This is a genomic window from Puniceibacterium sediminis (genome assembly GCF_900188035.1).
GTDB classification, from domain to species: Bacteria; Pseudomonadota; Alphaproteobacteria; order Rhodobacterales; family Rhodobacteraceae; genus Puniceibacterium; species Puniceibacterium sediminis.
The window spans coordinates 122,874-147,833 of record NZ_FZNN01000005.1 but is presented as its reverse complement, the minus strand read 5'-3'; the positions used below and the strand labels follow the sequence as shown (position 1 = coordinate 147,833).

At 60.1% G+C, this 24,960-nt stretch carries 17 protein-coding genes and 2 pseudogenes; 9 read left to right on the top strand and 10 right to left on the bottom strand.

What is annotated here, in order from left to right; translation table 11 throughout:
- Window positions 1-52: 52 nt before the first annotated feature.
- Together CHB75_RS07685 and CHB75_RS07680 are read right to left on the bottom strand one after the other, a co-directional pair.
- Window positions 53-577 (bottom strand): hypothetical protein, encoded by a 525-nt coding sequence (locus CHB75_RS07685; protein ID WP_089269953.1) that lies wholly within the window; start codon window positions 575-577, stop codon window positions 53-55.
- A gap of 103 nt (window positions 578-680) precedes the next feature.
- Window positions 681-1,169, bottom strand: coding sequence for a hypothetical protein (locus tag CHB75_RS07680; protein WP_141135090.1), 489 nt, complete (start codon window positions 1,167-1,169; stop codon window positions 681-683).
- A 108-nt stretch (window positions 1,170-1,277) separates the two neighbouring features.
- Here CHB75_RS07680 and CHB75_RS07675 point away from each other — a divergent pair, with 108 nt between their 5' ends.
- The 3 genes from CHB75_RS07675 to CHB75_RS07665 all read left to right on the top strand — a co-directional run bounded on the left by CHB75_RS07675 (window position 1,278) and on the right by CHB75_RS07665 (window position 4,215).
- Entirely contained in the window at window positions 1,278-1,454 is a 177-nt protein-coding gene (locus CHB75_RS07675; RefSeq protein ID WP_089269951.1) for a ribbon-helix-helix domain-containing protein, read from the top strand.
- 509 nt (window positions 1,455-1,963) lie between these two features.
- Window positions 1,964-3,583, top strand: a complete 1,620-nt coding sequence (locus CHB75_RS07670) for a plasmid recombination protein (RefSeq protein ID WP_089269950.1) — start codon at window positions 1,964-1,966, stop codon at window positions 3,581-3,583.
- An 86-nt stretch (window positions 3,584-3,669) separates the two neighbouring features.
- The gene (locus CHB75_RS07665) at window positions 3,670-4,215 is read left to right on the top strand and encodes a transposase (protein ID WP_089269949.1); all 546 of its coding nucleotides are present in this window, start codon (window positions 3,670-3,672) and stop codon (window positions 4,213-4,215) included.
- A gap of 237 nt (window positions 4,216-4,452) precedes the next feature.
- Here CHB75_RS07665 and CHB75_RS21295 read toward each other — a convergent pair.
- From CHB75_RS21295 to CHB75_RS07650, 3 genes and pseudogenes are all read right to left on the bottom strand, one after another.
- Window positions 4,453-4,569: pseudogene (locus CHB75_RS21295) on the bottom strand (transposase); the annotation flags it as partial.
- 34 nt (window positions 4,570-4,603) lie between these two features.
- Window positions 4,604-5,098 (bottom strand): hypothetical protein, encoded by a 495-nt coding sequence (locus CHB75_RS07655; protein WP_089269947.1) that lies wholly within the window; start codon window positions 5,096-5,098, stop codon window positions 4,604-4,606.
- A gap of 12 nt (window positions 5,099-5,110) precedes the next feature.
- Window positions 5,111-5,647 (bottom strand): invasion associated locus B family protein, encoded by a 537-nt coding sequence (locus CHB75_RS07650; protein WP_089269946.1) that lies wholly within the window; start codon window positions 5,645-5,647, stop codon window positions 5,111-5,113.
- Window positions 5,648-5,686: 39 nt separating this feature from the next.
- On the opposite strand from CHB75_RS07650, the gene CHB75_RS07645 reads away from it, so the two are divergent.
- From CHB75_RS07645 to CHB75_RS07625, 5 genes and pseudogenes are all read left to right on the top strand, one after another.
- A complete protein-coding gene (locus tag CHB75_RS07645; protein ID WP_089269945.1) occupies window positions 5,687-8,194 on the top strand; it encodes a filamentous hemagglutinin N-terminal domain-containing protein in 2,508 nt (835 codons plus the stop codon).
- A complete protein-coding gene (locus CHB75_RS07640; RefSeq protein ID WP_089269944.1) occupies window positions 8,191-9,897 on the top strand; it encodes a ShlB/FhaC/HecB family hemolysin secretion/activation protein in 1,707 nt (568 codons plus the stop codon). Before CHB75_RS07645 ends, CHB75_RS07640 begins: the two co-directional genes overlap by 4 nt.
- A gap of 210 nt (window positions 9,898-10,107) precedes the next feature.
- Window positions 10,108-17,325 carry a two-partner secretion domain-containing protein gene (locus tag CHB75_RS07635; RefSeq protein WP_089269943.1) on the top strand — a complete coding sequence of 2,406 codons (7,218 nt, stop codon included), beginning with the start codon at window positions 10,108-10,110 and terminating at the stop codon, window positions 17,323-17,325.
- Between the two features lie 5 nt (window positions 17,326-17,330).
- On the top strand, window positions 17,331-17,672 hold the full coding sequence (locus tag CHB75_RS07630; protein WP_089269942.1) for a hypothetical protein: 342 nt from the start codon (window positions 17,331-17,333) through the stop codon (window positions 17,670-17,672).
- A 244-nt stretch (window positions 17,673-17,916) separates the two neighbouring features.
- A pseudogene (locus CHB75_RS07625) lies at window positions 17,917-18,854 on the top strand (IS5 family transposase).
- Between the two features lie 481 nt (window positions 18,855-19,335).
- Here CHB75_RS07625 and cas6 read toward each other — a convergent pair.
- The gene (gene cas6, locus CHB75_RS07620) at window positions 19,336-19,977 is read right to left on the bottom strand and encodes a CRISPR system precrRNA processing endoribonuclease RAMP protein Cas6 (protein ID WP_176439083.1); all 642 of its coding nucleotides are present in this window, start codon (window positions 19,975-19,977) and stop codon (window positions 19,336-19,338) included.
- Between the two features lie 613 nt (window positions 19,978-20,590).
- A complete protein-coding gene (locus CHB75_RS07615; RefSeq protein WP_089269940.1) occupies window positions 20,591-21,223 on the bottom strand; it encodes a hypothetical protein in 633 nt (210 codons plus the stop codon).
- 112 nt (window positions 21,224-21,335) lie between these two features.
- On the opposite strand from CHB75_RS07615, the gene CHB75_RS07610 reads away from it, so the two are divergent.
- Window positions 21,336-22,172, top strand: coding sequence for a reverse transcriptase domain-containing protein (locus CHB75_RS07610; RefSeq protein ID WP_089269939.1), 837 nt, complete (start codon window positions 21,336-21,338; stop codon window positions 22,170-22,172).
- A gap of 220 nt (window positions 22,173-22,392) precedes the next feature.
- Here the strand turns inward: CHB75_RS07610 and CHB75_RS22465 are convergent, their stop codons facing one another.
- The 3 genes from CHB75_RS22465 to csm6 all read right to left on the bottom strand — a co-directional run bounded on the left by CHB75_RS22465 (window position 22,393) and on the right by csm6 (window position 24,891).
- A complete protein-coding gene (locus CHB75_RS22465) occupies window positions 22,393-22,548 on the bottom strand; it encodes a hypothetical protein (RefSeq protein WP_425439493.1) in 156 nt (51 codons plus the stop codon).
- 91 nt (window positions 22,549-22,639) lie between these two features.
- Window positions 22,640-23,773 carry a hypothetical protein gene (locus tag CHB75_RS07605; protein ID WP_089269938.1) on the bottom strand — a complete coding sequence of 378 codons (1,134 nt, stop codon included), beginning with the start codon at window positions 23,771-23,773 and terminating at the stop codon, window positions 22,640-22,642.
- Window positions 23,774-23,775: 2 nt separating this feature from the next.
- Window positions 23,776-24,891: a CRISPR-associated ring nuclease Csm6 gene (gene csm6 / locus CHB75_RS07600; RefSeq protein WP_176439082.1), complete on the bottom strand. Its 1,116-nt coding sequence runs from the start codon at window positions 24,889-24,891 to the stop codon at window positions 23,776-23,778.
- Window positions 24,892-24,960 lie beyond the last annotated feature (69 nt).

The window sequence follows — 24,960 nt, the reverse complement described above, 5'->3', positions numbered from 1 at the left end:
GGCCTCGCGCCAATGATCGTGCAGGGTGCCGGTATGGATCGGGAACTGCTCGTTATCGATCCGGATGAAGGGGCGGACGGGGCTCGTGAGGGTTTTGCTGAATGTCAGTATCCTTGATTGAAAGGCTGCGTGAAGAAGGGGGTGGCTCGAGATGAAAGGGGTCGTGGTCGGCGAAGACTTGTGACATCAAATCCGCGGCCCGGCTGAATTGCACATGTGTCCGGCCCTGGAGCGACATAGAGTCCGCCAGGAATGCGAGGCCGCGTAGGTTCTGACGATCCTGTCCGGGATCGGTACCGTCAGAGAGCAACAGCGCGAACAGATGTTGAGCTGCAACCGCGATGGGTTCCTGAGCGAAGGGGGCACGGACAAGATTGTGGAGGCGTGCAGAAGCGGTGGCCCACAGCATCTCCGCTTCTGTCAGAAGCCGGGACAAGGCGGGGTCAGAACCGTTCACGGAAAGATCCGTCTCCAGTTCATAAGCCTGCGACATCAGCGAGATGGCGTGCTCGAGTTCTGCAAGGGCGTCGAACGACTTTGCGGAATTGTAACACCAGGGGCCTAGAACGGTTCTCATCGGAGCAAGCCCTTTAATGAGTGAAAGATGCAGACAGCGCGCGGGCACGATCTCCCCAACGGTTGTTGCAGTTGCGCTGGACAGCAACCAAAGGCGGTTTGCCTCAGATATCGTCGAGGAGATCGCTGATAACCGGGACCGAGATTCCGGGTTGGCGATTGTAGAGAATGTACCCGGCCGCATCTGTCAGCAGGTCTGCAAGGCGCACATCGTGTTCAGGCTTTGAGCGCAGGACAATCGCCGCCCTGGTCAGGATCCGGCCGTCGAGGGTGGAATCGAAGGTATCGCTCAGTCGCGCCTTCAACAGCTTCGAGAACTGGTCGCTGACGGCAATCAGGATCGGGGGCAATGACTTGATCGTCGCGAAGTTGGTCAGGGCGACATGGACGGTATGCCACGCGTTGTATGCCTCGGCATGGCACTCCACACGTGCCGCGGAAGTCGCCGCGCAGAAGTGCTTATAGTCGCACCGAAAGGCGCGAAACAGCGCGTCGCAAACTGCCTCAAAGGCGTCGATTGACTGTTCAGCGGTCAGTGCGGAATTGGGGGGTACGGGGCAGCCGAGAGGCGTGTTACAAGCAACGTCAGTCATGCGGATCTCCTTGCAGATCGGTGTGGTCAGGGCGATGTCGGAGGAGAGAGCCTCTTGCATCATCTGAGTACTATATGATTTAATAGCGCTAAGAAGTCAATAAGTGTCATGCAAAAAAAGATGGGCCGACCAAAAACTGATACCGAAGCTGTCAATGTCCGGCTGACGCGTGAGATCGTCGGCCGGATTGACGAGGCAAGAAAGGGGCAACCAGATTTGCCCACGCGCCCGGAAATGATACGCCGTATGATAGAGGACTGGCTGGACAAGGATGGCGGTTCTTGATCTCCGACTATTCGGCGTTATCGACGCGAGCAGAACCCGTGAGATTCAACGTACAAGGATCTTGGTGAAACGGCTGATTGGTGATCGTGTCCACGCATGGTCCGGCCCATCGATGTTGCTCGACAGGTCGGCCTGCATTCTCGGACAAGCCGCGTATGGATGTGGTGAGGCCGGGCCACGAACGCCAGAACACCGGGGTAGGGCGACGCCATCCGCAACACGTCTTCGCCAGGCCAAACGTCAAATAACAAATGAACATCAAGAGCTCCCGGCAGGGTGGGTCCAGCAGGCTGCTGGCCGCAGCCGGATTTTTAGCGCAGCGTGAAATCCGGCGAGGAGGGGATCAAAGGGGGTATCCCCCTTGCGAACAGAGGTTTTTGAGATCGGGCACCGATTGCAAAAACCGTAGTGAGTAACACAGTTGCGCTTTCCATCTCAAAACGACATGCCGGACTTTCTCGAACCAAGTCGATCCTGACCTTCAGAAAAGCCAACCCTGAAGGTGAAACATGTCCATCCACACATCGTTCAACACGTCCGACCCCGTTCCTCAGCTTGACACTGCACCGATCGTCCTGCGGTTCCAAGGGTTGTGGCCGCAGGATTTGGGCCGGTTCGAGATGCATGATCGGCGCACCGGTGGTGACCTCTTGCACGTGGATCAAGCATCATCTCAGGACAACCAGATCCTGTGGGGTGAGGAAGACTGGATCAAAACGCTTCGGCGCGAAATCAAGGACATGTCGCTCCTTAATCACGAACACCATATCGCAGCCCTGATCGCGAAATCCCGGATCTCCGAGGCCGGTCGCGTCGAGGAAGCAGGCCCTCTGCATCCATGGCGACAGTCCATCGAGGGCCCTCTGCGCGAAGGTATCCTGACCGTAAACAAGGCGTGGTTCGGCGGCACCGGGGCGGCGGGTTGGAAAGCTGACCGGATCGAACAATTCCGAAATGCCGCGCTGGGTTTTCTGCAGATTCATTTCCCCGCACAACAACTTCGATACGCGGCCTCCCACACAGATGAAGAGGCGTTCCACCTGCACTTCGTTGCTGCCGTGTGGACCGAAAAGACCACCGGAAACCGGGGGCGACAATTCCTGTTGCGGCCGGGCGCCAATCCGCTCCTTGCGAATTACGAGCATGCCCAGGATGTCGCCGGCGACCACTTCGCAGCGATTGGCCTGCAGCGGGGAGAGCGTCGTGCGGCGGCGGTGCGCGCGGCCAAGGAGGCGGGCGATCCTCTTCCGGAAATCCGCGCCCATGTGCCGCCCTCGAAGTGGCGCGCGCGTGAGCGAGCCCGAGCGCGCACAGAAGCAAAAGCGCTTTTCGATGCGGGGAGGGATCGCGCGGAACAGACGGTGGAGGATGGCCGTGAACTCGGTAACAAGACTGTTCGCAAATCTCGGAAACGTGCGATCGCGGAAGCGAAGGCCCGAAAGGCCGCGGCGGCGCGTGAGGTCGAGAAATCCTTGGCTCTGGCTGCGAATGCCAGGGCGCAGGCCGAAACTGCAACCCTGGAGCGCGACGATGCCGTCCGGGAGCGGGGCGCGGCCAAGGAGGCCGTTGCGCAACTGGAGAAGGCCTCCACGCAGATCGTTACGCAATGCCAGGCGATGGAACAACGCGCCATCCGCGTCACCGAAATCCGGATCGCAGAGGAGCGGAAAGTTCGTGAGGCGTCGGAGATGCAGGCAGAACTGCTGGTCACGTCACACCGTATCGAAGCTAAGTTGATCGAGAACCAGCGCACGCTGGAACGCCGGGAGGGCGCGGTGGCGTTGCGCGAGAAAGGCGCCGAGGCTTTCGAGCGTGGGATCGCGTACATTGCTGACGGTGGTATCGCGTGGGATGAGAACGAACAAAAGTTTGCGGTGGATTCGGAGTTGCTCTCGGTCGACCGGAACAGTCTGCGCGCAACGGTTCGGGCAGCCGGGCCCTTGTTCCTGCGCGTCGCCAAGGCGATCTCCCGGGCGGCGCATCTGGTCTTGCAGCGGGCTCAGGCTCAAATCATGGCAGATGTGCGTATTCTCAGCGAGATCCGCGAGGAAATGGGGTTGCCACGCGAAGGGCGTCTTGCCGAGATTGTACAGCGCCATCGTGATGACAGCAGGGGCCCGGGAGGCTAGTCGAAATACCGATCGCACTGTCGATTGGGCGTGCGCGGCGCGCTATCCCAGAGATCCTCGCAGACCGGACGAACGGGCTGACTGCAATGACCCGGGAGATTATTGGCGATCTGTTCGACTTCTTGGGACAGATCGACGCTCGGATCACAGCCTTCGATCATCGGATCGACGCAATATTCAAATCCAACGTGGATTGCCGTCGGATTTCACGCATTTGCGGTGTCGGCCCAAAGACGGCGACCGCTGTTGTTGCCGCCGTGGGCGACGGTCGGGAGTTCAAGAACGGCCGACATCTGGCCGCGTCACGCTGGAGGCGTGCCTTCGTCACGACGATGGGGCTGGTTCCACGACAGCATTCCAGTGGCGACAAGAGGCTGCTCATGGGGATCAGCAAGCGCGGAGACAGGCATCTGCGAACGCTGCTTATCCACGGTGCCAGATCCGAGGTCCGGGTGGCTGAGCGCAAGACCGCCCCCTTCAGTCAATGGGTCAACAACCTCCGCGGACGACGTCGCATGAACCGCGCCATCGTCGTGACGAAGGCACGCTTGCAGCGTGACGAGGCCAACAAGAACGCCCGGATCATCTGGGTTATGTTCAACAGAAACGAGGAGTTCCGCGCCCAAGCCTGAGCGCGCAACAAGGATTGCAAGAGGATCAAAGAAATGAACCGACCGGCAAACTCCGGTGTGTGAGGAACCTGGCTTTTATAATGGCCTGCAGAGGCCGACCACTTGTTGAGGCTCACTACGCGGAATTCCCATTTGGGCGCACCATCAACCGGTGACGCCGGATAGATGTTTGCAACCTGGGACCTGACGGCGGAACAGATCAGCGAAAATCTTGCAATGGGAGAGCCATCCATAGATGTAGAAGGACGCAGGGCTCAGGCCGTGCTTCCGGCACAGCTCAGAGACCGGCACACCGCCCTCTGGCTGGCGTAGGATCGAAAGGATCTGCGCCTCAGTGTATCTGCTTGTCTTCATTCAGAATCTCCTCATGCATCTTGCCGAGAAAATTCTACTTATGCAGCCCCTTACTTTCGGGGAGGATTACCAATCCGCAGCCCGTCCCGTCCCGTGCCTCCGCATCCGGTGCAACCGCAACCGTGCCCAGCAGCGCCCGAAGCAACATGTTCGCCTCAATCAGACAGTCCGAGCCTGTCAGCAATGTGTCCAGGCGGGCAACCTGCGCCGTGTAGCTCGACGCGAGCCCCGAGACAGAGGGTCGGGACGCCGCGGGCGCTGCTGCCAACGCCTGCGTCAGAGCGCTCTGCAGCCGGTCACGGTCAGCTTCACGATCCTTGAGACGCTCCAGCAGCGAGGCATTGTCATCTGTCTCGACCAGCGCCGTAAAATACCAGTCCAGCTGTTCCTTGATCGATTTGGTCGTGCGTGGAGACAGCGCAGCGCGTCTGTGTTTTGATGCAAGGCCGCCGTAGGGGCGGCCCTCTGACAGTTCGCCAAGGTAGGTCTCGACCTCCCGGAGCACCGTCTCCGGGAACTTCGGTGTCACGCGGTGGTAGCCTCAGCCATCCTCGCGGGCGGCGGAGGCGGTGATCAAGGCGTCCCACGCCTTGGTGAAGCCCATGAGGGAGACCTCGGGTCGCACCGGGTCTTGTACAGAATCAAGGAAGGTGATGCGGAGCGCATTGCCTTGTTTCAGCGCATTAAGCATATTGCGGCTTAAGGGTAGGCCGGTGTGGCAACCGGAGGTGTCGCAGATCTCGTAGGGTGTGACCTTTTGTGTTGACTGGTCGATGCGGTACTGCCACCCCGTGCTGAGCAGCACACCCAGTGGCATGGTGACCAGCATGGTCGGCTGCGCGCCGTCAAAGACTCTGACCAGCAGGATATCACGGGCGGTCGCGGACTGGACGATGGTCTGGGACATCCGGCAGGCCTGCGCCTTGGGGCAGGTAATACGCCAGTCTGAATAGGTCTCGTTGAAACCCTCCATATCGCTCGTGTTCTGCGCCCGAGCGCCCCCTGCCAGTAACAGCAGGAGCACGACAAGGACCGTGGTGCCGGATTGCCACGCTGCACGTTTGGGATGTGAAAGCATCTTGTAAAACAGCCTTAGTCGACAGAAACAGTCAGGAAGATGTTAGCTTGGGGCGCAACGCAGTTCCAGAAGAATTCGAACGGGAAGAAGACATTGCAGGTTTGGGGGGAGCTCGTTGCGAGGGCGGTGACGCTTGGTGTTTTGGGGGTGAGCGTCGGCGCCATGCCTGCCCGAGCGCAGTCGGTCGTATCTGATGGCGCGACGGCTACGGGGATTACCATTGAGTCTTCCGGTTTGGTGAGCGTTGATATCGCCCCGGCTCGGGCGGCAGTCAGTCATAACACCTATTCCCGCTTTGACGTGCCCACTGTGGGCTTGCAGCTGAACAACACCGGCGTCGGGGCGCAGACCATTGTTAATGAGGTGACATCTTCCATGCCCAGTGCGCTGACAGGACCGCTGGAAGTGGTCGGGTCGCAGGCGGATGTCATCATAGCCAACCCCAACGGCATCACCGTGAATGGCGGCCGGTTTGTGAACACTGGCAACGTGGCGCTGACCACGGGCCGGATGTCGGGCTTTGACAGCGGTCAGCTGGGGGCCTCGGTCGCCAACGGTGCGATCCGGGTGGAAGGTGACGGGCTGGCAGGGACCATGGCTGAGCTTGCGCTGATCTCTCGGTCCCTTCGGTTGGCGGCGGCCATCGACGACGACGGCGCAGGTACCCATCTGAACATTTTTACCGGCGCGGGCGAGGTGAGTTTTGACCGGCAGCGAGGCGGCTTTGGCCAGGATGGTTCGGGAACCTTGCCCTGGGCCCTGACCTCCGGGGCAGGGGGGGGGGGCAGTGATGGGGTGATCGTGGACATCACCGGCGATGCGCGCCTGAACGCGGGCCGGATCAGCCTGCGGGTGACGGATCGGGGGGCCGGGGTGCGGCTGGCCGGGGACCATCTGGCAAGTGTCGGCGGCTTCCGCCTCACCAGCTCCGGGCAGCTCGAGGTTGACGGGGCGCGGGTGACCGCCAAAGGATCGGTGGCCGCGACCGCCGGATCCGTAGTGCTGCGCTCGGACGAGGGGAGGCGTTCCGAGATGTCCTCTCTGATCAGTGGCATCACGCTTGAGGCGAGCGCGGGAGACATCGACCTCGGCCAGGCGCGGCTCGCAGGGCGGCTCGTGTCCTCCGACAATTTCGCCTCGCAGGGTGGGGTGACCCTGACAGCCACCGGCCAGATCACCGCCGCCGGGCAAGGGGAGCGGACGGCAGAACTGATCTCGGAGGCGGGAGACATGGAAAACCCGCTGGTGGGCAGCAACATCGTGCTGACGGCCTTGGGCGGGATGGCGATTTCCGGGCTCAGCCTACAGGCCGATGACGACATCCGCGCCACGTCAGATGGCGCGCTGCTCTTCGAGGGGGTTACGGGGACGGCGGGCGGCGACCTGAGCCTGCATGCCGGGACCGATGTGCGCGTGGACGCGTCGGTGCTGTCCGCGCAGAGTGACGTCATCATCGATGGCGAGGCCCTGCGGTTCGGATCCGGAGCATCCGAGCAGGCCCGGACGGAAATCCGGGCGCTGGAGGGTGGCATGATCCTGCGCGCGCAGGCGGGCGACGTATTGAATTATGGCAGCCTGTTGCAGGGCAAGACCACGCCCACGGGCATCAGCGACGTGCGGGGCGGCATGACGATCCTCGCGGCTGGGTCCGTGCTGAACCGTAGCCTGTCAGTGGACCGCCTGGCTGTGGCTTACGGAGAGCAGGATGCGCTTTATATCCAGACAGGTGGAGACCTCAGCAACGAGACGGGCCGCTTGTTTTCCAATGGGGAGATCACGCTGGATCTGGGCGGCGACCTCTTCAACGAGACGCAATTCACCCTGCCCGCCAGCCCCATCACAACCAAGCGCGAGGTAGGGCCGCGACTTGCCAGTACGCTGTTTCTGAAGCGCGCGCGCAAGACGGAGATGTCCGGCGACTTTGGCGAGCGCAGCATCGACGGAGAACAGTCCTATATCCTTGGCATCGGGGACGTCGCGATCACCGCGCGCAACATTCATTCCATCGGCGCGGATATCACCGGCGCTGATGTGACCCTCAGCGCCCTTGCGGTCCTGAGCAACGATGCCCGTCAGGTGGGGCGGATCTCATTCCGGGAACGGTGTCGCTGGTTTTGCAGGACCTCCGGGCAGTCGGACCTGGCACTGGTGGGCGGTACGATGACAGCATCGGGCCACCTGTCGGTCAGCGCGGGCAGCGGCATCGCCAGCCGCGCGGGCAGCTTCACCGGTGTGGCCGGACTCACCATGACCGCGCCCCGCACCGAGTTGACGGGAATGCTTGTACCACAGCTGATCGAGCGGCCATCGGGCCTGATGGGGCTCTTCAGCGGCACCAGCGGCTTCGTTCTGTCCGACTACCTTTTTGGATCCTTGCAGAGTGGCGGCACGATCACCATCGACGGCGACGCGGAACCGGGCGGCGCAGATTTGCTGGGTGCGGGTAGCGTGGTCATCACCGGCACAGAGATCGCCTATCTTCCGCAGCCACTGAGCTTCGCGTTTGAACGTCGCCCGCTCGGCTTTTATTGGAACCTGTTCCGATGATGCGCGCGTGGTTCCCGGCGGCAATCCTTAGCGCGACGGCGCTGACCTGTGGCAGTGCCAGCCAGGCGCAAGAGGCGGACGCCGGGGAGCGGCTGTGGGAAGAAGTGCGCCGGACGCAAGCGCTGGAAAGCTTGGCGGGGGGCGGGCCCGGGCACGCAATCACCAGCGACGAAACACCGGGCGTGGTCGCAGAGACGCCATGCTTCCCCATCGACAACATCGAGCTGTCCGGCTTCACCGTGTTTGCGTCTGCGCACTTTACACCGCTGCTGGCGGAATTTTCCGGGCGGTGCCTGGGGCAGGTCAGCATCAACAACCTCCTCGGCGGGATTTCGGCGATCTATGCGGATGCGGGGTATATCACGACGCGGGCTTATGTTCCGGCGCAGGACATCAGCGGACGGCAGCTGCAGGTCGAGGTGATCGAAGGCCGCATTGAGGCGTTTGAGTACATCCAGCTCGACAAAGACGGGCAACAGCGGGACGCGCCACGGCGCAAGATCCTCACGGCGATGCCGCAGGCCGAGGGCGACGTTTTTCAGTTACGGGACCTCGAACACGGACTCGAGCAGATGAACCGCCTGCGCTCGACCCAAGTTAATGCCAACCTGACCGCGGGCGAGGCGCCGGGTACAAGCCGCATCATGCTCACCGAGAAAAGGTCCGACCCTCTGCGCGGCACCTTCTCCCTGACCCGCCAGAGCGGCGAGGAGGGCGAACAGCTCCAGATCAGTAGTCGCTTGGAGGTGGACGACCTGCTTCGACTGAATGACAGTTGGTCGTTGGCCCTGTCGGGCAGTCGCGATTCCAACGCGCTGGCGCTGTCCATGTCGCTGCCGTGGAAGAGGTGGCTGTTCTCCGCCGCGGCTTCCTACTCCGAAGAGCTGAGCGTAGTGAGTCCGACCGCCGACCTGCTGACCCAGACGGCGACAGTGAACCTGAGCGCCGAGCGCATTGTCCTCCGCACCGCGCGGTCGAATTATTTTACCTACGCCAGGCTGTCGAGCTATTGGAACGAGCGGTTCATAAATGTCGCCGAATTGACGCCGCAACATCGTTCGGCGCTTAGCTTCGGGCTGCGTCAGGAACACAGGATGGAGTCCTGGCTGTTTTCCGCAGACACCGCATTGTCGTTTGGAGTCGGCTGGCTGGGCGCAGATCGAGACGCAGGTGACATGGCTCGCAGCAGCCCGCGGACGGATTATACGAAGTTGGAGACCCGGCTGACCTACATCCGTCCATTCGAAGACGGCCGACAGCTTTCGGTGTACCTGTTGGGGCAGATGGCCGACGTGCCGTTGTACGGCAACGAGCAGTTGTCCATCGGCGGTTGGGAAACCGTGCGCGGCTATTCCGGCGGCAGCGTTTCCGGCGAATCCGGAGCCTACTTGCGAGCGGAATTGACCTTCCCCACTGACGAACTGGACTTCACCCGATTTGGCCAGGATATTGGGGATACCTGGCGCAATCCCTTCCGCCGTGCTTTTGGCGGCATCCGGACTTTTGCCTTCCTGGACGCCGGACGCATTCAGAATCGCGCAGGTGATTTCAGCGTTGATTTACTGGGTGCAGGGGCTGGTGTTTCCGCGCAGTTGGGGATCTTTACCGTTGACGGGGCATTGGCATTTCCGTTGGTGCCACATGCCGGGCGCAAGCGTGGCGACTACGAGGCGCAGCTGGGACTCAGCATCAACCTCTTCTGATCGCGTCATAAAATTTCTCATTTGTGTAGACAAACAGTATTTCTCCGCGATAGTTTGTCTCGAAGAAATTAGGGTCCGCAAGCAATTCGGCCTTGGTTGGAGAGTATATTAATATTGGTCCAGCGACGACTAGCACACCACCGAATGAGATGTGGTGGTTTGTGTTGGTCAGCCAGATAACCCAATGAATTTGGCGAATGGACCGATATCATGCGGAATACCCAGGCAGGTAAACTGACCGTGCGCAGCAATGGGCGTGTCAAAAAGATGCGCAAATTGTTTGACGGCTTCGTGGCAATCCTTTCCTGCGCGTCCATCGTCCTGACATCCGTTGCCGCTTCGGCTCAGACGGTCATCGTCGATCCTTCGGCGCCGGGCACATCCTTTCTGCAGACGGGCAATGGCACGCCCCAAGTCAATATCGCGACGCCGGACCAGGGCGTGTCTATCAACAAATATGACAGCTTCAACGTCGATGATCGCGGCCTGATCCTGAACAACTCCACCAGTAATGGTGTCAGCGTCATCGGCCAGAACGTCACCGCGAACCCGAACCTCATGGTGTCCGGCCCCGCCAATACCATCGTGAACGAGGTCACGGGCGCCACCCCGTCGACCATGACGGGCACTACCGAGGTCTTCGGCAAGAAGGCCAAGGTCATTATGGCCAACCCCAATGGGATCACCTGCAACGGCTGCTCTTTCCTGAACACGCACTCCTCGATCCTGACTACGGGCCAGCCTTCGCAGGTCGCGGGCCGGGTGGACCTGACCGTGACCAAGGGCACCATCACCGTGGGTCCCGAGGGGTATGATCCTGGCCAGAACGGCGCTCTGATCGGGCGTCACGTGGTAATCGACGGCGCAGTCTCGACCCAGACCGGCGGCAACAACAACAACCTGCTGGTTTCTGGCGGCGCGCAGCGCGTGACGGGCGCCAACTGGGCCCAGTTGGACAAGGCCGGGATCGTCGCTGCCCCCAGCACCGTGGCAAAGACGACACCCTTTGCCATCGACGCAAGCCAGCGCGGTCGCCTGTCAGCCGAGAATGTCATCGTGCGCAACGTTGAGGCGACGCAGGGGGTGAACCTCTATGGCGTTATTTCAGGCCTTACCCTTGATGCCAAATCTGGGGGCACCCTGTTCTATCGCGATGTGGTGGTTTCCGAGAGCGCCACGCTCACAGGGTCCGAGATTCGCCAGTACGGCGATCTGTCGGCTGGCGGGGCTGTCACCCTTAATGGCCGGGCCTTTACCCTCTATGATGGTCGTGTGATCGAGACGGATGGCAACGTAGAGATCACAGCCTCTGACTACGTGGTCATCGCGGGCGAGGTGACGGGCACCCACATCGGTATCGACGTGACGGCGGGCAAGCTGACCAACAGCGGTTTCCTGATGGCTGATGGCGTATTGGACATTGTCGCGGGCGAATCTGTGGCGCAGCAACGCCAGATCGCCAGCGAATATGACACCACGGTGGATCCTGCGCTTCAGCAGTATCTTGACGCCTATTATGCCCAATTGGCGTCAGGCGGCGAAGAGGCCGATATCGCAGCCGGGATGATCGCACGGGCGGGCCAGCATCAACTGGTTGAAGAGCATGCCGACAAGGGTGCCACCAGCACAGGTCACACCGTCACGATCACTTCAGAGACGGGCGACATCCTGAACGAAGGTGGCGCCATCGCGGCCACACGCGACGTAAGCCTCAGCGCTGGCAATGACATCCTAAACCGCGCCCTTGCGCTGCAGACCCGAATGGGGGCCGAAGACGGATGCGTCAGCGCGGCCTGCGATCTCAAGACCGAATTCCACGCTGCAGAAATCCTGGCTGGCGGCGACGTCACGCTTACCGCCATAAATGATGTGCGCAACACTGGCAGCGATCTGGCAGCGGCAGGGTCTATCCGCATCGATGCGGGGCAGGACGTGGTCCTCGCAACTGAAAACAGCAGCACCCTGGTTGCGGGCCTAAAATTGAGCGAATTCCAGGCCTTCGCCAACTGGCAGAACCACACTCCGTCGCGTCTGGTCACGCTCCACGGCGACATCGAAATTGGCGCAGGACGCGATCTGACGGTCGAAGGTGCCCGGATCGCTGCGGGCCGGGACCTGACGTTGGAAGCAAACGGTGCCATGACCCTCGCCAGCGCCGTGTCGGGCAACTCCGGCGGTTATATCGTCGACCATATGACCGGTGGCCAGTGCGCGCCGGGAAACTACACCTGCTATGACAGCAACTTTGACTGGGACTGGTGGGAATATTCGCATGACGTGGCCACCGTCGCCGCGTCGATGGACGAACAGCAGCTGTCTTCGCCGACGATTCTCTCCGGGCGTGCGATCCGTGTGACCGCAGGGCAGGACATCGAGATGTCCTCGGCCAGCCTTCTGTCGGAGCAGGATCTGAGCGTGCAATCCCTCGGCGGGAAAATCCGCCTTGCCAAGGCCTCCGAGAGCGGAGGGAGCGCGACGGCTCAGGATCCGGAGCACGCCGGAAACCTGTCCCTGTATCTTCATGGCGATGCAACCTCTGAAGAGGGGGGCGATCTGCGCCGCGACTACCTGGAGTTTCTTCAGGGCAGCGAGCTTCTGACCGCCGTCGAAGCGCTGCGCCGGGCGGAAAGCGGCGCGGACATACGGCAGGCGGGACGCAGCGTTGCAGTTCAGTCTTACAATTCATTGTCGGACAGCGAGGGGCTGGACCAGTCGAGCGAGGACGAGGTCCATGCGCGCGCCGCTGACTGGGCGACACATGCCTCTGGTTTTGCGGCAAACTTGGCTCAGATGCGGGATCTGCATGATACTGTCAGCATGCAACTGCAGGCGCTGGAGGATCGTCTTGCAACCCCGTCTGCAGAGAGACAGCTCGAACTGGACCGGGACTTGGCGCTGGCCGGGGCCGAGCATGACGCCACTGTTTCTGTAGTGGAGCAGGCCTACGCCGCAGCTCTGGCTGCCAATGCTGAAGAATTCTCGGCACCGGCGCTCAATTATGATGAATGGTTTCTGTCGCATTACCCTGACGAGTATTGGGACGATTACTCTTACTTCGACGATCCCTGGTTCCCGCAGGAATACCAGCGCTACGCGGCACAAAGCTCGCAGATGAAGGCGCAGGCGGATGCCCAGGCGGTTGCGGATCGTGACGCAGCGCTGCTTGCGGCCGCGACGTGGCTTCAGTTGGAAGAAGCACAGATCCGGGCGACCTCCTCTGACGAGGGAATCCTGGCCGAGATCGCCGACCTGAGCGGTCAGTTGAACAACCGCCATGGGGAGCTGGAGGCCGAACAGACTGCGCTGACCGAGCAGTTGAACAGTGATATTGATGAAGCCCTGCGCAGCGAAGACGCGCTGCTGCTCGCGCAGGCTGAGCGTGCAGGCCTGCGCAGGTTGGCAGTGGCTCAGGGCAGTGTCCAGAAGGGCGCGCCCTCTCTCGCCGCTGCTTTGACCGACAGCGCATTCCCGGAACTTGCCCTGGCCGAGTTAATAGGGGTCAACGCTACGGGGATCGTCGAGAGCCAACGTGTCACACAGGAAGAGCGTACCCGTACGGTCACCGAAACCCGAGAGATCGGCGAATACCAGGACGTCGAAACCACGACACAGGTCCAGGTCGTCGCCTCTGCTGAAGTCCAGAGTGAATGGGACTACTGTAACAATGTCGACTGGGACAGTATCTGTGCTCAGGAATGGAATTCCGGTTACTTTGACCCGATCTCCCATCCGATCTACCAGACGGTAACTTCAACCGAGACGCAGTGGGTCGTTACCGGAACCGAGGAATACGAGGTCGAAGAGACCTATCTGGCGGATGTCGCTGTGGGTACGCCGGTACTGTCGGTCGATATCGAAGAGCAGAACGACTTCCTGGATGCGACCAGCTGGCACTTTGCCTCGCGTGCGACAGACACATCAGAAGAGACGCTGCCCGCAACGCGGCTGTTCGCAAATGGCGATGCTCTCAGCCTGACGTCGATCACCGGGATCATGCTTGCGGATGCAAGCCTGGGCTCCGCCGGATCCCTGTCGCTGGGAACGCTTGGCACGCTGGGATTGAGCGGCTCGAACATCTCGGGCGGGACGGTGCAGCTGACTGCGCTTGGCGATGTGATCGGACGGGGCACCACGCTGCAGTCCGATGGCGATCTCACTCTTGGCAGCCTGGGAAGCATTGATCTGGGTTCCACGGCGCGCGCTTACGACCGGAATACCGGCTACGACAACGTGATCGGGACACTCTCCGATCAGACCTGGGGCAGCAACCATTTCCTGATCTCACAGGAACTATCGTCGCTTGCGGCGGGCGGTGACCTGGCGATAAGCGCCACCGATAACCTTGTCCTTGGCGGCGTGATCGGGAATGTCGGAGGCGATGCCGCCCTGACGTCCGGTGCGGATCTGGCCTTCATCGCGCCGCGTTCCGAAGTCGCATACTCCACGGGAAACAGCCGCAACGGGACCGATACGCTCGACCTTCAGCCCCATGTCACGGATCTGACAATCGCGGGCGATTTTCAGGCCTTGGCCGGCGACAACCTGATCCTGGAAGGCGCGATGATTGAAGCCGGGGGCATGCTGGACTTGGCCGCCGAAAACGACCTGATGCTTTCTGCCGCGCAAGAGGTTTACCAGTACAACAGCCGCTCTTATTCGCGAAACTGGTTCCGCACCAAGCGCTCCAGCCGGTCGATCCTTCATGTCACCCATGACGGCACGGACCTGTCTTCGGGCGAAGAGATGAACATCGAATCCGAGCTTGGCGATGTCATCACTGCAGGTAGCACGCTTATCAGCGAGGCTGGTGACATCAACATGTCGGCAACCGAAGGCGACATCCTCGTCGGGGCCTTTACCGACATCAATCGGGATCAGCGCCGCTCCAGCCGTTCCTACCTCTTTGGCCTGATCTCATCGTCCAACTCCAGCTTCCGCGAGTATGCGACCTCGACCGGCTCTGCTCTTCTCGCCGGGCTCGACCTAAACGTCGTTTCGGGTGGCAACACCGAACTGGTCGGGGCGCAGTTGTCCGCCGGGCGGGACCTCAATTTTGACGTGGGCGGCGATCTGCACGTTCGCGCGGCAATCGATTCGACCCGAGAAGAAAGCTTCTCCTCCAATGTGGGGCTGGTCCTGTCTACCACCGAGACCGAGCGTTCGAACCGTGAGACCGCCGTTCTGACGACGCTCGACGCAGGCGGCGACATCACCTTCTCCATCGGCGGAAGGCCCTACGTGACGTTGTACAATTCGCCCTACGGTGACAGCCCTTCGGTGGCAGAACTGTACCCCGACGAGTTGGCGGCGCTGGCGGGCCTTGTGCTGTTGGACCAGGAGCTCCTTGACGAATATTTCCACGAGGAGACGAAGGCTCTCTCGCCGGCCTTCATCATGGTGGTGACCATCGCGCTAACCCAAGGATTTGGCGCTCTTCTGGCGAACATGGGCGTTGCGGGCCTGACGACGACGGCGGCCAACGGGGTGGTGTCCCTGACCCACGCCGGCAACGCCGTAGCCTCCATGGCGGCGTCGACCACGGTGGGCATCGCCAACGGCACCATATCGGGTGACCTCGACCTGGGCGAGATCCTGCGCAGCGCTGCAATATCGGCCGGAACCAGCTACCTCACCAGGTCGATCAACCTCGCCGCGATGGGTGATGAGCAGGCAGCGGCCCTGGCGGAGCTGCAAGGCAACACGGCCTTGGCTGCAGTGGATGACCTTGGCACGCGCACGCTGACCGGTTTGGCCTGGGGCGCCGACCTGACCACATCTGTCTTTGGGAACAATCTGACCGTGGCGGGCCTTATGGAAGGCGCGCTGGACGCCTCCATCTCCGCGGGTGTCCAGTCCGCCGCCAATGGCACGAACTTTGGCGAGGTCTTTCAGTCGAGCTTCCTGAGCTCGGTGGTCTCTCTGGGGTTGGCGGACGCTCAATCAGGCATCGGCGACATTTTCGAGCGTGGGCAGAATGGCGGCGAAGGTTCTCTGGGGCACGTCATGCTGCACGGCCTGGCCGGGTGCGTCGCCGCCGAGGCCCAAGGAGCGAACTGTGCCGTGGGCGCTGCAGGGGGAATCGCGGGGGCCGTGTTCTCTGGAATGCAGCAAGCCCCGGATCGCGAGGCTTTCGCCAACGATGCCGACTATCAGTTCGCCTATGCGGATTGGAGGAACACGGTACTCAAACAAGCTGAGCTCGTAACCCTTGCCGCAGGCTACCTTTTCTCCGGCGGCGATCCGAACACTTTGTCCGTCGCAACCTCTATCGGAACATCGGTGGTCGCAAACAACTACCTGACTCACGCGCAGTTCGAAGCGCTCGAAAACGAGTATGCGGCTTGCGAGAATGCCGAATGCGTCGCGGAGGTCTGGAACCGGTACGGGGAGATTTCCGCAGAACAACAGCACCAACTCGGAATGTGCGGTACGGATATTTCGTGCATGGCACCGCATCTTCAGGCGATTGCCGATGCACGTTCCCACCCTCTGCGTGCCGCACTGATGGCAAGCAACAGCTTCCAGCGCACCGCAGTCGGAGCATACGAGTATCAAGCTGAAGTCGCATATTTCGGGCATACGGACCCGGGGTTGCTGGGCCTGGATTTCTTTGGCGAACTCTTTACTCCGAATTACGACGAGTTTTATCTTGCCTACCCTGAATGGGCAGATTCGAACTGCAATGGACTGTCTGGCGCCAGCTGCATGACCAACTTCCAAGGCTATGCAAATCAGCAGGCATTTTTGCAGGGTTTGGATGTTGGTGCGACCGCCTTTACGATCAGCCTTGGTGCGGGAATAACCCTCGCTGTGGCCACCGAGGCAGCGCTCGCATTGCGCGTTTGCGCCGCCAATCCGACTTGTTGGAACACACTTTCCGTCACGAGCGGAGAACTTGCCCTGGGCTTCTCGGGGGCAACGGCAGGCCAAACTTTTTACACCGTTGGCGCAGCCGGAGCCTTGGCCGGCAGGCTGCTTCTGCAACATGGTGACTTGGTTCTTGGTGTTATCGATGATCTGGGCCGTGTCCTTAGACCGGTCTCACAGACTGCCGATGATGCGGGGCGGTTCCTTGTCCACGACGCGGTTGGAAATATCGGGTACCTTGACGACACTCAGCGGTTCACTGTTACCGTAGTTGCTCCAAATGGTTTAGCCACGAACGTTCCGACCTCTGGCCGCAAGTTCAATCAGTTGACTTCAAGAGGGTGGGATCAGTCATCTATCGATAATGTGGTGAATAACCCGGTTCATACGAGTACAGCGACCAATCGTGCGACGGAGAATTCGGCCACGGCTTATTTTGATAGAGGCGGAAATTACATTGTGCGTGATGACGTCACCGGCGATCTGGTGCAAATGAGTAACCGTAACGATCCGAACTGGATTCCTGATTCAACTATCACCGATCCATATATACCGGGATGACAGCCATGGGACTCGAAGCTATTTCTGAAATCTATATGCAATTTTCGGTTCGCAAACGCAGCGAAGGTTTTATTGCGCCCGTATTGAGACCGGTTCACGCACTTAGATATTTGGCAGATTGCTTTGAGGCTGGGGGCCAGCTTCTTGGAATGTCTGGGTTTCACTATCTCGACAATGGGGGTATCCAACCCGATCAGTCTTTAGAAGTGGACGCGGATGGTTTTGATACGCCTGAAGAGTTTTTAGATCGGATTGGCGGTGTTATACTTAAGAATCTGAATACTAATGTAGTTTTTGAGATCGCGTTTGCCGAACAGAACACCCAAAACCACCCCCCGGCCACATAGATTGTCAGAAAGATGTGGTTCGCTCCGACTCTTCCGGTTCCTGATACCTTGGCATCGCCACTGCGCAGTAATGTGTTCTTTGGCTGTCTTTGATGAATGAAGCTGACCTGTCCCCCGCCGGTCCCTCGTTCATAACGAGAGTCCTTGGGTAATCCCCCCTAAAATTAGTGGTGTTCAAAAGGGCTCTGTTGCACAAATCCGGTGTGGGATTCATCATGTGAATCCAGCGTGGTAGCAGGGATGCATGAGCAGACCGACACAACCGACTTACAAGACCACGAACTGGCCAGCCTATAACGAAGCGCTCAAGCGCCGCGGTTCTCTGACGATCTGGTTTGACCCCGAGATGAGCTGGGATGCCGTGCCGACAGGCAGGCGTGGCCGTCAGCAGACCTTCAGCGACACGGCCATTCAAACCTGCCTTACGATGAAAGTGCTCTTCGGGATGGCGCTCAGGCAGACGACCGGCTTTGTCGAGAGCCTGTTGCGCTTGGTCGGTCTGAACTGGCAGGTGCCTGATTTCAGCACCCTGTCACGTCGTCAGAAGACCCTGGCTGTGAACATCCCGTATCGCGGCTCCAAGGGGCCGCTGCACCTGCTGATCGACAGCACTGGTATGAAGGTCGAGGGCGAAGGCGAGTGGCACGCCCGCAAGCATGGTGGCCCCAAACGGCGGGTGTGGCGCAAGATCCACCTCGGGATTGACGAGGAAACGCTGGAGATCCGCGCCGTTGAAATCACCGGGAGCCACATCGGCGATGCGCCGGTTCTGCCAGATCTGCTGAGCCAGATCCCGATTGGCGAAGAGATCACCTCGGTGACCGCCGACGGCGCCTATGACACGCGCAAGTGCCACGAGGCCATCGCAGATCGCGGCGCTCACGCTGTCATCCCACCCCGCAAGAACGCGAAGCCGTGGCAGACCATCACCGCCGGTGCCGCCGCGCGAAACGAAATCCTGCGCGTCACCAAATACCTCGGTCGCGCACTGTGGCGACGATGGAGCGGATACCACCGCCGGAGCCGCGTCGAGACGAGACGAAGATGCACTGTGTAAAGCTTCTGGGGCAGCGCCTAATGGCGCGGGACTTCGACCGCCAGGTCGCGGAGCTCCAAGTCCGCATCGCCGTCCTGAACGGCTACACCGCGCTCGGCATACCCGTCACAGAGCGCGTAGGATAGGTCTGTCCGGGGAAAGGGGAACCTCGGCTATCAGCCGATTTGTGCAACAGAGCCATCCCTATCTGACGCGCACCCTTCTGGAAATGGATGCATCGGCGGCAAGGGTCGACGAAGGGGCATTGGCAGAGTTATGCAGGCAAGTAGCGATCGAGCGACCAGAGGGCCGCTGATGTGACATGGCTTGAATTTCGGCTGTAGCGTCAGAAGAGGCATCCCGCGGTCGCATCGCTGCACTGTGAATGAATGGCGACAAATCAGACCACACAACGAATTTCAGGTAGGATTCGACGGTTGCGCCCTCCAGAAACAAAAAAATACGCTAAATCAAATGCTTAAAGTCCGACTAAATCAGTCTGGTTTTGCTTGTGCGTTTTACCCCAACGCCACCTCAACGGTTGACGAGTCCCCCTGAAAAGCGTGGACTTTCTTGATTCTGACACCGCGAAATCCCCTGCAGTGGCATCCACCATGATCGAGTTCCCTAACCCTCCCTTGGATGTACCCTGACACTCCCCAGACCAAAACTTGTCTTTTGCCCGATGTGGAGCCATTGCGACCACCACAAGGCCGCCCAGAACATATCGTCGTTCGGCAGGTGCAGCACGAAACTGCCCATCGTTCCGGCCATGTCATCCTCGATGCCCAGTTTTGCGGACCAGCGGTGCAGGATCTGAGGCCAGATTTGCAGTTGAGAGACCTCAAGGGCAACACCCCCAAACGCGGGCAAGACATCTCCGTCAAAGACCTCGCACACTCGCTGCGCGCGATCCCACACCGCCTTGGCGAAGACCTCTTTGCGAAAGGTGGTTTGCCGGAACGGCTCTTTCCCGCCGCGCCATGGGGTCCGCAGGACAACCAGCGCAGAGGCGGGGCGCTGTGGGACCAAGGGAACAGCGGGCGCGCCGTTGGGATCATCTGACCAGATCGTGCCAGCATGGGTCAATTCCGCGGTTCCACGCCCCTTTCCCAGACCATCCGCCGCTGCGGCCTCGAATGCCTGAACCGCGATCAACGCCTCGGCCACAGCCTCGCCGATCAGGGTGAAATACACAAGAAACGTCTCTCCGGGCAGGATGACCAGATCTGGCGGCGCATCCGCGTCAATCACAAAGGGGCTGGGCATGTTTTGCTTTTTGACAGAGCTGCCTTGCGGGGGAAATGGTTCGAACAAACGCTGATAGGCGCCCGGGTCCATGCGGCGCAGCGCGTTTCCAAAAGCCCCACGCCACATGGCCCCGATCGCAGGGGGTGGAACGATTGGGGTGTGGGCGACAAATTCCAGACGGATCCGGAACACAGCAGGAATCTGAGGGAGCGATAGGGTCATGTTTCAAGCGTAGCGCAATGCCAATGTCGCGCCCAGAGGGGTTTGCATTGCTCATGCTAACGGCCCCCAAGACAGGCGCAAAACCGGCGCGCGCCTCGGAGGTTTGATTTCAATCGCCTCGATATCGAGCACGGGTCAGCACTGCGCCCCCTGATTTTTGCCAATGATTTCAAAGAGAAAATTGTAGATAACTTGAGAAATTGAAAAACTGAAAAGTAAAAAAGATTTTTCTACCTCCGCGTGTCTTTCGACGCTCACATTCCTCTCGCTTTGCATATCTGCCTTCAGCATGCCCCGTCGATGGGTTTGGATCAAGCAAAGTTCTGCGTGGCTCCGGATGTCAGGGGGCTTGCCCTGCGCCACACGAATTGGCAGAAGAGGTCCCCCCTGCCAATCCGAATTTTAGGTCTTACTTTGCCTCGTCCGGAACCGGGTCCAGCAGTTTGGGATCGATCCCGGCTTTGCGGCACAACTGGGTCACCTCTGCTTGTGTGCTGGCCTGCATCTCGCGCAGGTTGTCGGCAAAGGCCGCGCTGTCCCTGTCCAGATCCTCTCTGGCAGCGGCGATCTCGCGGGCCAGCAGGTTTTCACTGATCAGGTCTCTTTGCGTGCGCCAGGCGTGAACGGCGGCCAGCGCTGCCAGCCCGGTGGTGGCGATCAGGGGCAGCACCGTCAGCCCAAGGGCGACGAGGATCCCTGCGCCGATGCCTGCCATGGCCCCCGGAACCACAGAGCGCCGGGTCCGCAGCCCGATCCGGCGCGCCATCACGCCCAATCGGGTGGCCCCAAGGCCAAGGGCAAGCCCACTGCCCGCCCCCGCCACGACGGGGCTGAGCGATAACCCCTGCGCCCATGCCGCGCCGATGGCCGTGACACACACGGTCCCGGCGATCAGGGCCAGTTGCGCGGTGTCCACCTGGCCAGCAGGACCGGGGCTGCGATCCCGCAAGGTGTCCAGCGCGGCACGTCTGTGACGCAGAAGGGGCGCCGTTTCGGACAAGTCCGGTTTGGACGGCGATAAGAACAGAGTTTTGTCAGCCATTTCATCCTCCTTAGACTGGTTGATGACATGGATATGGGGCGGCCTTTTCATATCGAATGGCCTGCAAATTTGCAGAGTCCGGGTGCGATGATGTCGTCCCCACCTGACGTGGATGACAAAAGTAACGCTGGACGACTGGACCTCTGACGCTGCCCTGTCTGTGGCATGGCAAAGGGTGCGAAGAAACCTTATGCGCCGCGCGCGGGACGGATCCGGCGTGGTCAGGCTAGAGATGGATCCCCCGTCACAGGTACAGGCGCTGCAACAGGATCTGAGGCTTGGCCTCTACCGTCCGGGCAAGCTTCAGCGGATCCCAAAACACAAAAACGACGGCGGGGTGCGCTGGTTGTGCATTCCGACCCAGCGGGATCGCGTTGCACAGGGCGCTTTGTCGGATGCGCTGGACCGCCGCCTCGATGGGTTGATGTCGCCCGCAAGTTTCGCCTATCGCGCGGGTCTGTCGGTCGAGGCCGCTGCGGGGCGGGTGACGATGCTGCGCCTTCAGGGCTGGGACTGGGCCGTTCATCTGGATATTGAGACCTTCTTTGACCGGGTCCCGCATCAGGGGCTGATCGACGCCTTGCGCGATCACACCGATTTCCAGACACGGTCTGTTCTGGGGCGCTGGCTATCGGGGTTTGGCCGCTGGCGGCGGGGCCTTGCGCAGGGGTCGCCGATCTCTCCGGTGCTTGCGAACTGGTATCTGTCGCCCTTTGATCACGAGATGAACAGGGGGCAGACACGGGTCGTGCGCTATGCCGATGACATCCTTTTGCTGACCCGCAGCCGGACGCAGGCCGAAGCCATGCGCGCCCGGGCAGAGTCCGCCCTGCGCGGTCTCAGGCTGAAACCCAATGCGGCCAAGACCCGGATTGCCAGTTTTGACGAGGGGATTGCCTTTCTCGGGCTCTGGTTCACCGGGTCGGGGGTGCAGCCGCTTATCCGGTAACCTATTGGTCTGGAAGAGCGCCCTGAATGACCCGAGCGCCCCGTCCTGACGCAGATCAATCGCCTCGATATCGGGCATGGGTCAGCACGCGGCAGGGAGGTTATATCGGCCCGCACGGCTAAGTTTCAATCGCCTCGATATCGGGCATGGGTCAGCACAAAGGTCCGTAAATAACCCAAAAGGGGAGAAAGGTTTCAATCGCCTCGATATCGGGCATGGGTCAGCACTGCACCCCCTGATTTTTCCCAATGATTTCAAAGAGCACATTGTGGATAACTTTGCGATTTGGATTTCCGAAAAGTAAAAAATATTTTTCCACCTTAACGTGTGTTTCGGGCTGCCGCTTCACCTTCGTCTCCACAATTGAATTCAGCATGCCTTGTCCCTTTCCGTCCGTCAAGCTTTTCGGGTCGCAAGACGCACGCGCGGGGACACAGGCGGATCACAGTTTCGCCGGGCGGGCGGCCTTAATAGAAAGACTCTGCCTCTGCGATCATTTCATCCAGATTATGGATCACATTGTAGCTTTTGGTTTGATAGGTGTTGGTATCCACATAGATGATCCGGCGTCTGGGGTGTTTCAGCGTGTAGGCTGCGGCGGCGACCGAGGTCACGGCAAGACCCCCTGTGGTGTCCACGACGATCTCGTCCTCGCCATATGGCGCGTCGCCGTGCCGGTTGGTGAAGTAATGCCAAAGCCGGTCCAGAGTGATGGCAACGGCCTCGATATCGCCAAAGGGTATGCCGCGCACCACAGAGCTTTTGCTGCCATCGGACAGGATGGTGTCACCGCGCAGCACATCGGCCAGCACATCGACCCTGATCCCGGACTCTGCCCCCAGCATTTCCAGGATCAGGCCTTTGAGTTGGTGCTCATTGTGATGGCTGCCCGGGTTCCATCCCTTTGGCGGCTTGCCGTCAACGGCGGTTTCGGGCCCGTGGCCGGGCAGAAAGGTGTCCGCCGATGGAATAAGCACGATCTGTTCAAGTCGCGAAGCACCGCGCACCGGGTGTCGCAGATATTGGATTGCTTCCAATGGCATGCGCCAGCTTTGGTAGTAACTGTTCTCTGGTGTGTCCCGCGCCGCGCTGCGGCTCCAGGACGCAAAGTCCGGAGTGATCAGGGCCGTCTGGGACAAGAGGTTTTCGGGAACGGGGAATCCCGAGGGGTTCATGTGGATCCCAAAGATGGGGTTTCCATCGGTTATTGGAGTGTCGGCTGTGCCCGGCCATCTGGGGCGCAGGAAAAAGGGTGGCGCGCTGACGAAGAGTATCAGGACCTTGGGGGACGGACCATCATCCAGTTTGACGGTCGGAATGCTTGCCTCGCGGTATTTCTGCGTCATTTTTCGCAGCAAGAACCACACAAAGCCCAGCATGAGACCCGTCGATGAGAGTAAGAGCACGAGGCTGGTCCACGGGAACCCTGCGCTGGCCTCGTTCATGCCGAGCGCGATCAGGCCGTCAAGAACATCAGAGGCACTGTTCCCGACAATACCAAGAAAAACCGCCAGCGATATGATCACGATGGCGCTCTTCCAGTTGATGAGGCCCTGCCGGATAAGGACATAAAGGAAGGTATTCGAGCCCTTTTTAGACATGATCAGTCCTCCAGAATGGTGATTTGATGTGGCTCAAGTCGAAACCCACGGGCCGCTTTGGGCTTTGTTGCAATCCTGTGGATTTTATATCGGTCCGCCAGGTCCGCCAGAGCCAGATCGAGGCGCTCATTGAGCCGGGTCCGGGTGGAGAGAAAGGAGACCTCTCGCAGCGGAGCATGTCCGCGATCCGCAAGCTTTTCCTGCAGGCGGTCGATGTCATCCCGAGTTCCGGCCGCCAGGGTCTGAGCCTGTTGAAACGCGGATTGTTCCGAAGGGTCGAGAAACTCTTCGTGCGAGATGGCACCGGCATACATTTTGCCTTCATCGACTATGCGTTTGGCCAGATAGATGGCGAGCGCGAACTGGCTGGTGGCGCTGCTGAAGTCCACGCTCACCCCTTGGCAGATCAGTTTGCGGTTGGGGATGTCCACAACCATTTCCGGCGGGTCAATCAGGCGTTGGGCAAGGGCGACGATGTCGGAATAGCTCAGATCGCCGTCCATGGGATTGTGGCGCAGGAACCCACGCAGCCTTAGAATAGGGATGTCTGCGAGGACAATTCCGGCATCCTTCGTGCTGGCGCGTCCGCCCCGAACGTCGATGTCCGCGGGCGGATGAGGTGGAAAGAAAAATCCGGGGATTTCAAATCTTGGATCGACAAGTACATGGCTCAGCCGATCCTGCGGTCGCGAAAACAGCGACAAGATGTACCCGCCAAAGAAGGTCATTGTCTTGCGTCCACCGGCAATTGAAACATGCAGTGAACTTGCCGGATCCTTGGTGAAGTCGCGCACAAGATTAACGACAAGGTCTGCAAGGCGCATATTGTCATCGTCGGTCTGGATGTTTGCGAGTGGTCCGGATTTTCCGTGAACAATGTGAATATTCTCTGCCGATATCTTGATATCCAGATCGTACTGCTTCGCAAAATCCCGGAAAATTGACCCCTTGAGGAAATGCTCTTCAATTTTTGTCGCGCCGGTCGTGGTTGTCGCAAAATGAACCTCAGTGGGAAATGATTGAGACTGGCGTTCGTTTTGCAGGGCCCAGAGTGTTTCGGTCACAACGGCAGGACTCATGCCCACAGTTGCCAGAAGGATGCGTCGGTCAAATGTCATTTTGCTATCCGGCATCTTTTGTGCGCCCCTATTTTGCTGTTTCGCGTCAGATATAGGCCGGTTTCTACG

Coding starts and splice junctions, on each gene's coding strand:
- CHB75_RS07640 (WP_089269944.1), top strand. CDS start 8,191: ATGATGCGCGCGTGGTTCCCGGCGGCAATCCTTAGCGCGACGGCGCTG.
- CHB75_RS07645 (WP_089269945.1), top strand. CDS start 5,687: ATGTTAGCTTGGGGCGCAACGCAGTTCCAGAAGAATTCGAACGGGAAG.
- CHB75_RS07615 (WP_089269940.1), bottom strand. CDS start 21,223: ATGGCTGACAAAACTCTGTTCTTATCGCCGTCCAAACCGGACTTGTCC.
- CHB75_RS07685 (WP_089269953.1), bottom strand. CDS start 577: ATGAGAACCGTTCTAGGCCCCTGGTGTTACAATTCCGCAAAGTCGTTC.
- CHB75_RS07675 (WP_089269951.1), top strand. CDS start 1,278: ATGCAAAAAAAGATGGGCCGACCAAAAACTGATACCGAAGCTGTCAAT.
- CHB75_RS07670 (WP_089269950.1), top strand. CDS start 1,964: ATGTCCATCCACACATCGTTCAACACGTCCGACCCCGTTCCTCAGCTT.
- CHB75_RS07680 (WP_141135090.1), bottom strand. CDS start 1,169: ATGACTGACGTTGCTTGTAACACGCCTCTCGGCTGCCCCGTACCCCCC.
- CHB75_RS07635 (WP_089269943.1), top strand. CDS start 10,108: ATGCGGAATACCCAGGCAGGTAAACTGACCGTGCGCAGCAATGGGCGT.
- CHB75_RS07665 (WP_089269949.1), top strand. CDS start 3,670: ATGACCCGGGAGATTATTGGCGATCTGTTCGACTTCTTGGGACAGATC.
- csm6 (WP_176439082.1), bottom strand. CDS start 24,891: ATGACATTTGACCGACGCATCCTTCTGGCAACTGTGGGCATGAGTCCT.
- CHB75_RS07650 (WP_089269946.1), bottom strand. CDS start 5,647: ATGCTTTCACATCCCAAACGTGCAGCGTGGCAATCCGGCACCACGGTC.
- CHB75_RS07605 (WP_089269938.1), bottom strand. CDS start 23,773: ATGTCTAAAAAGGGCTCGAATACCTTCCTTTATGTCCTTATCCGGCAG.
- cas6 (WP_176439083.1), bottom strand. CDS start 19,977: ATGCCCAGCCCCTTTGTGATTGACGCGGATGCGCCGCCAGATCTGGTC.
- CHB75_RS07630 (WP_089269942.1), top strand. CDS start 17,331: ATGGGACTCGAAGCTATTTCTGAAATCTATATGCAATTTTCGGTTCGC.
- CHB75_RS22465 (WP_425439493.1), bottom strand. CDS start 22,548: ATGCTGAATTCAATTGTGGAGACGAAGGTGAAGCGGCAGCCCGAAACA.
- CHB75_RS07610 (WP_089269939.1), top strand. CDS start 21,336: ATGACAAAAGTAACGCTGGACGACTGGACCTCTGACGCTGCCCTGTCT.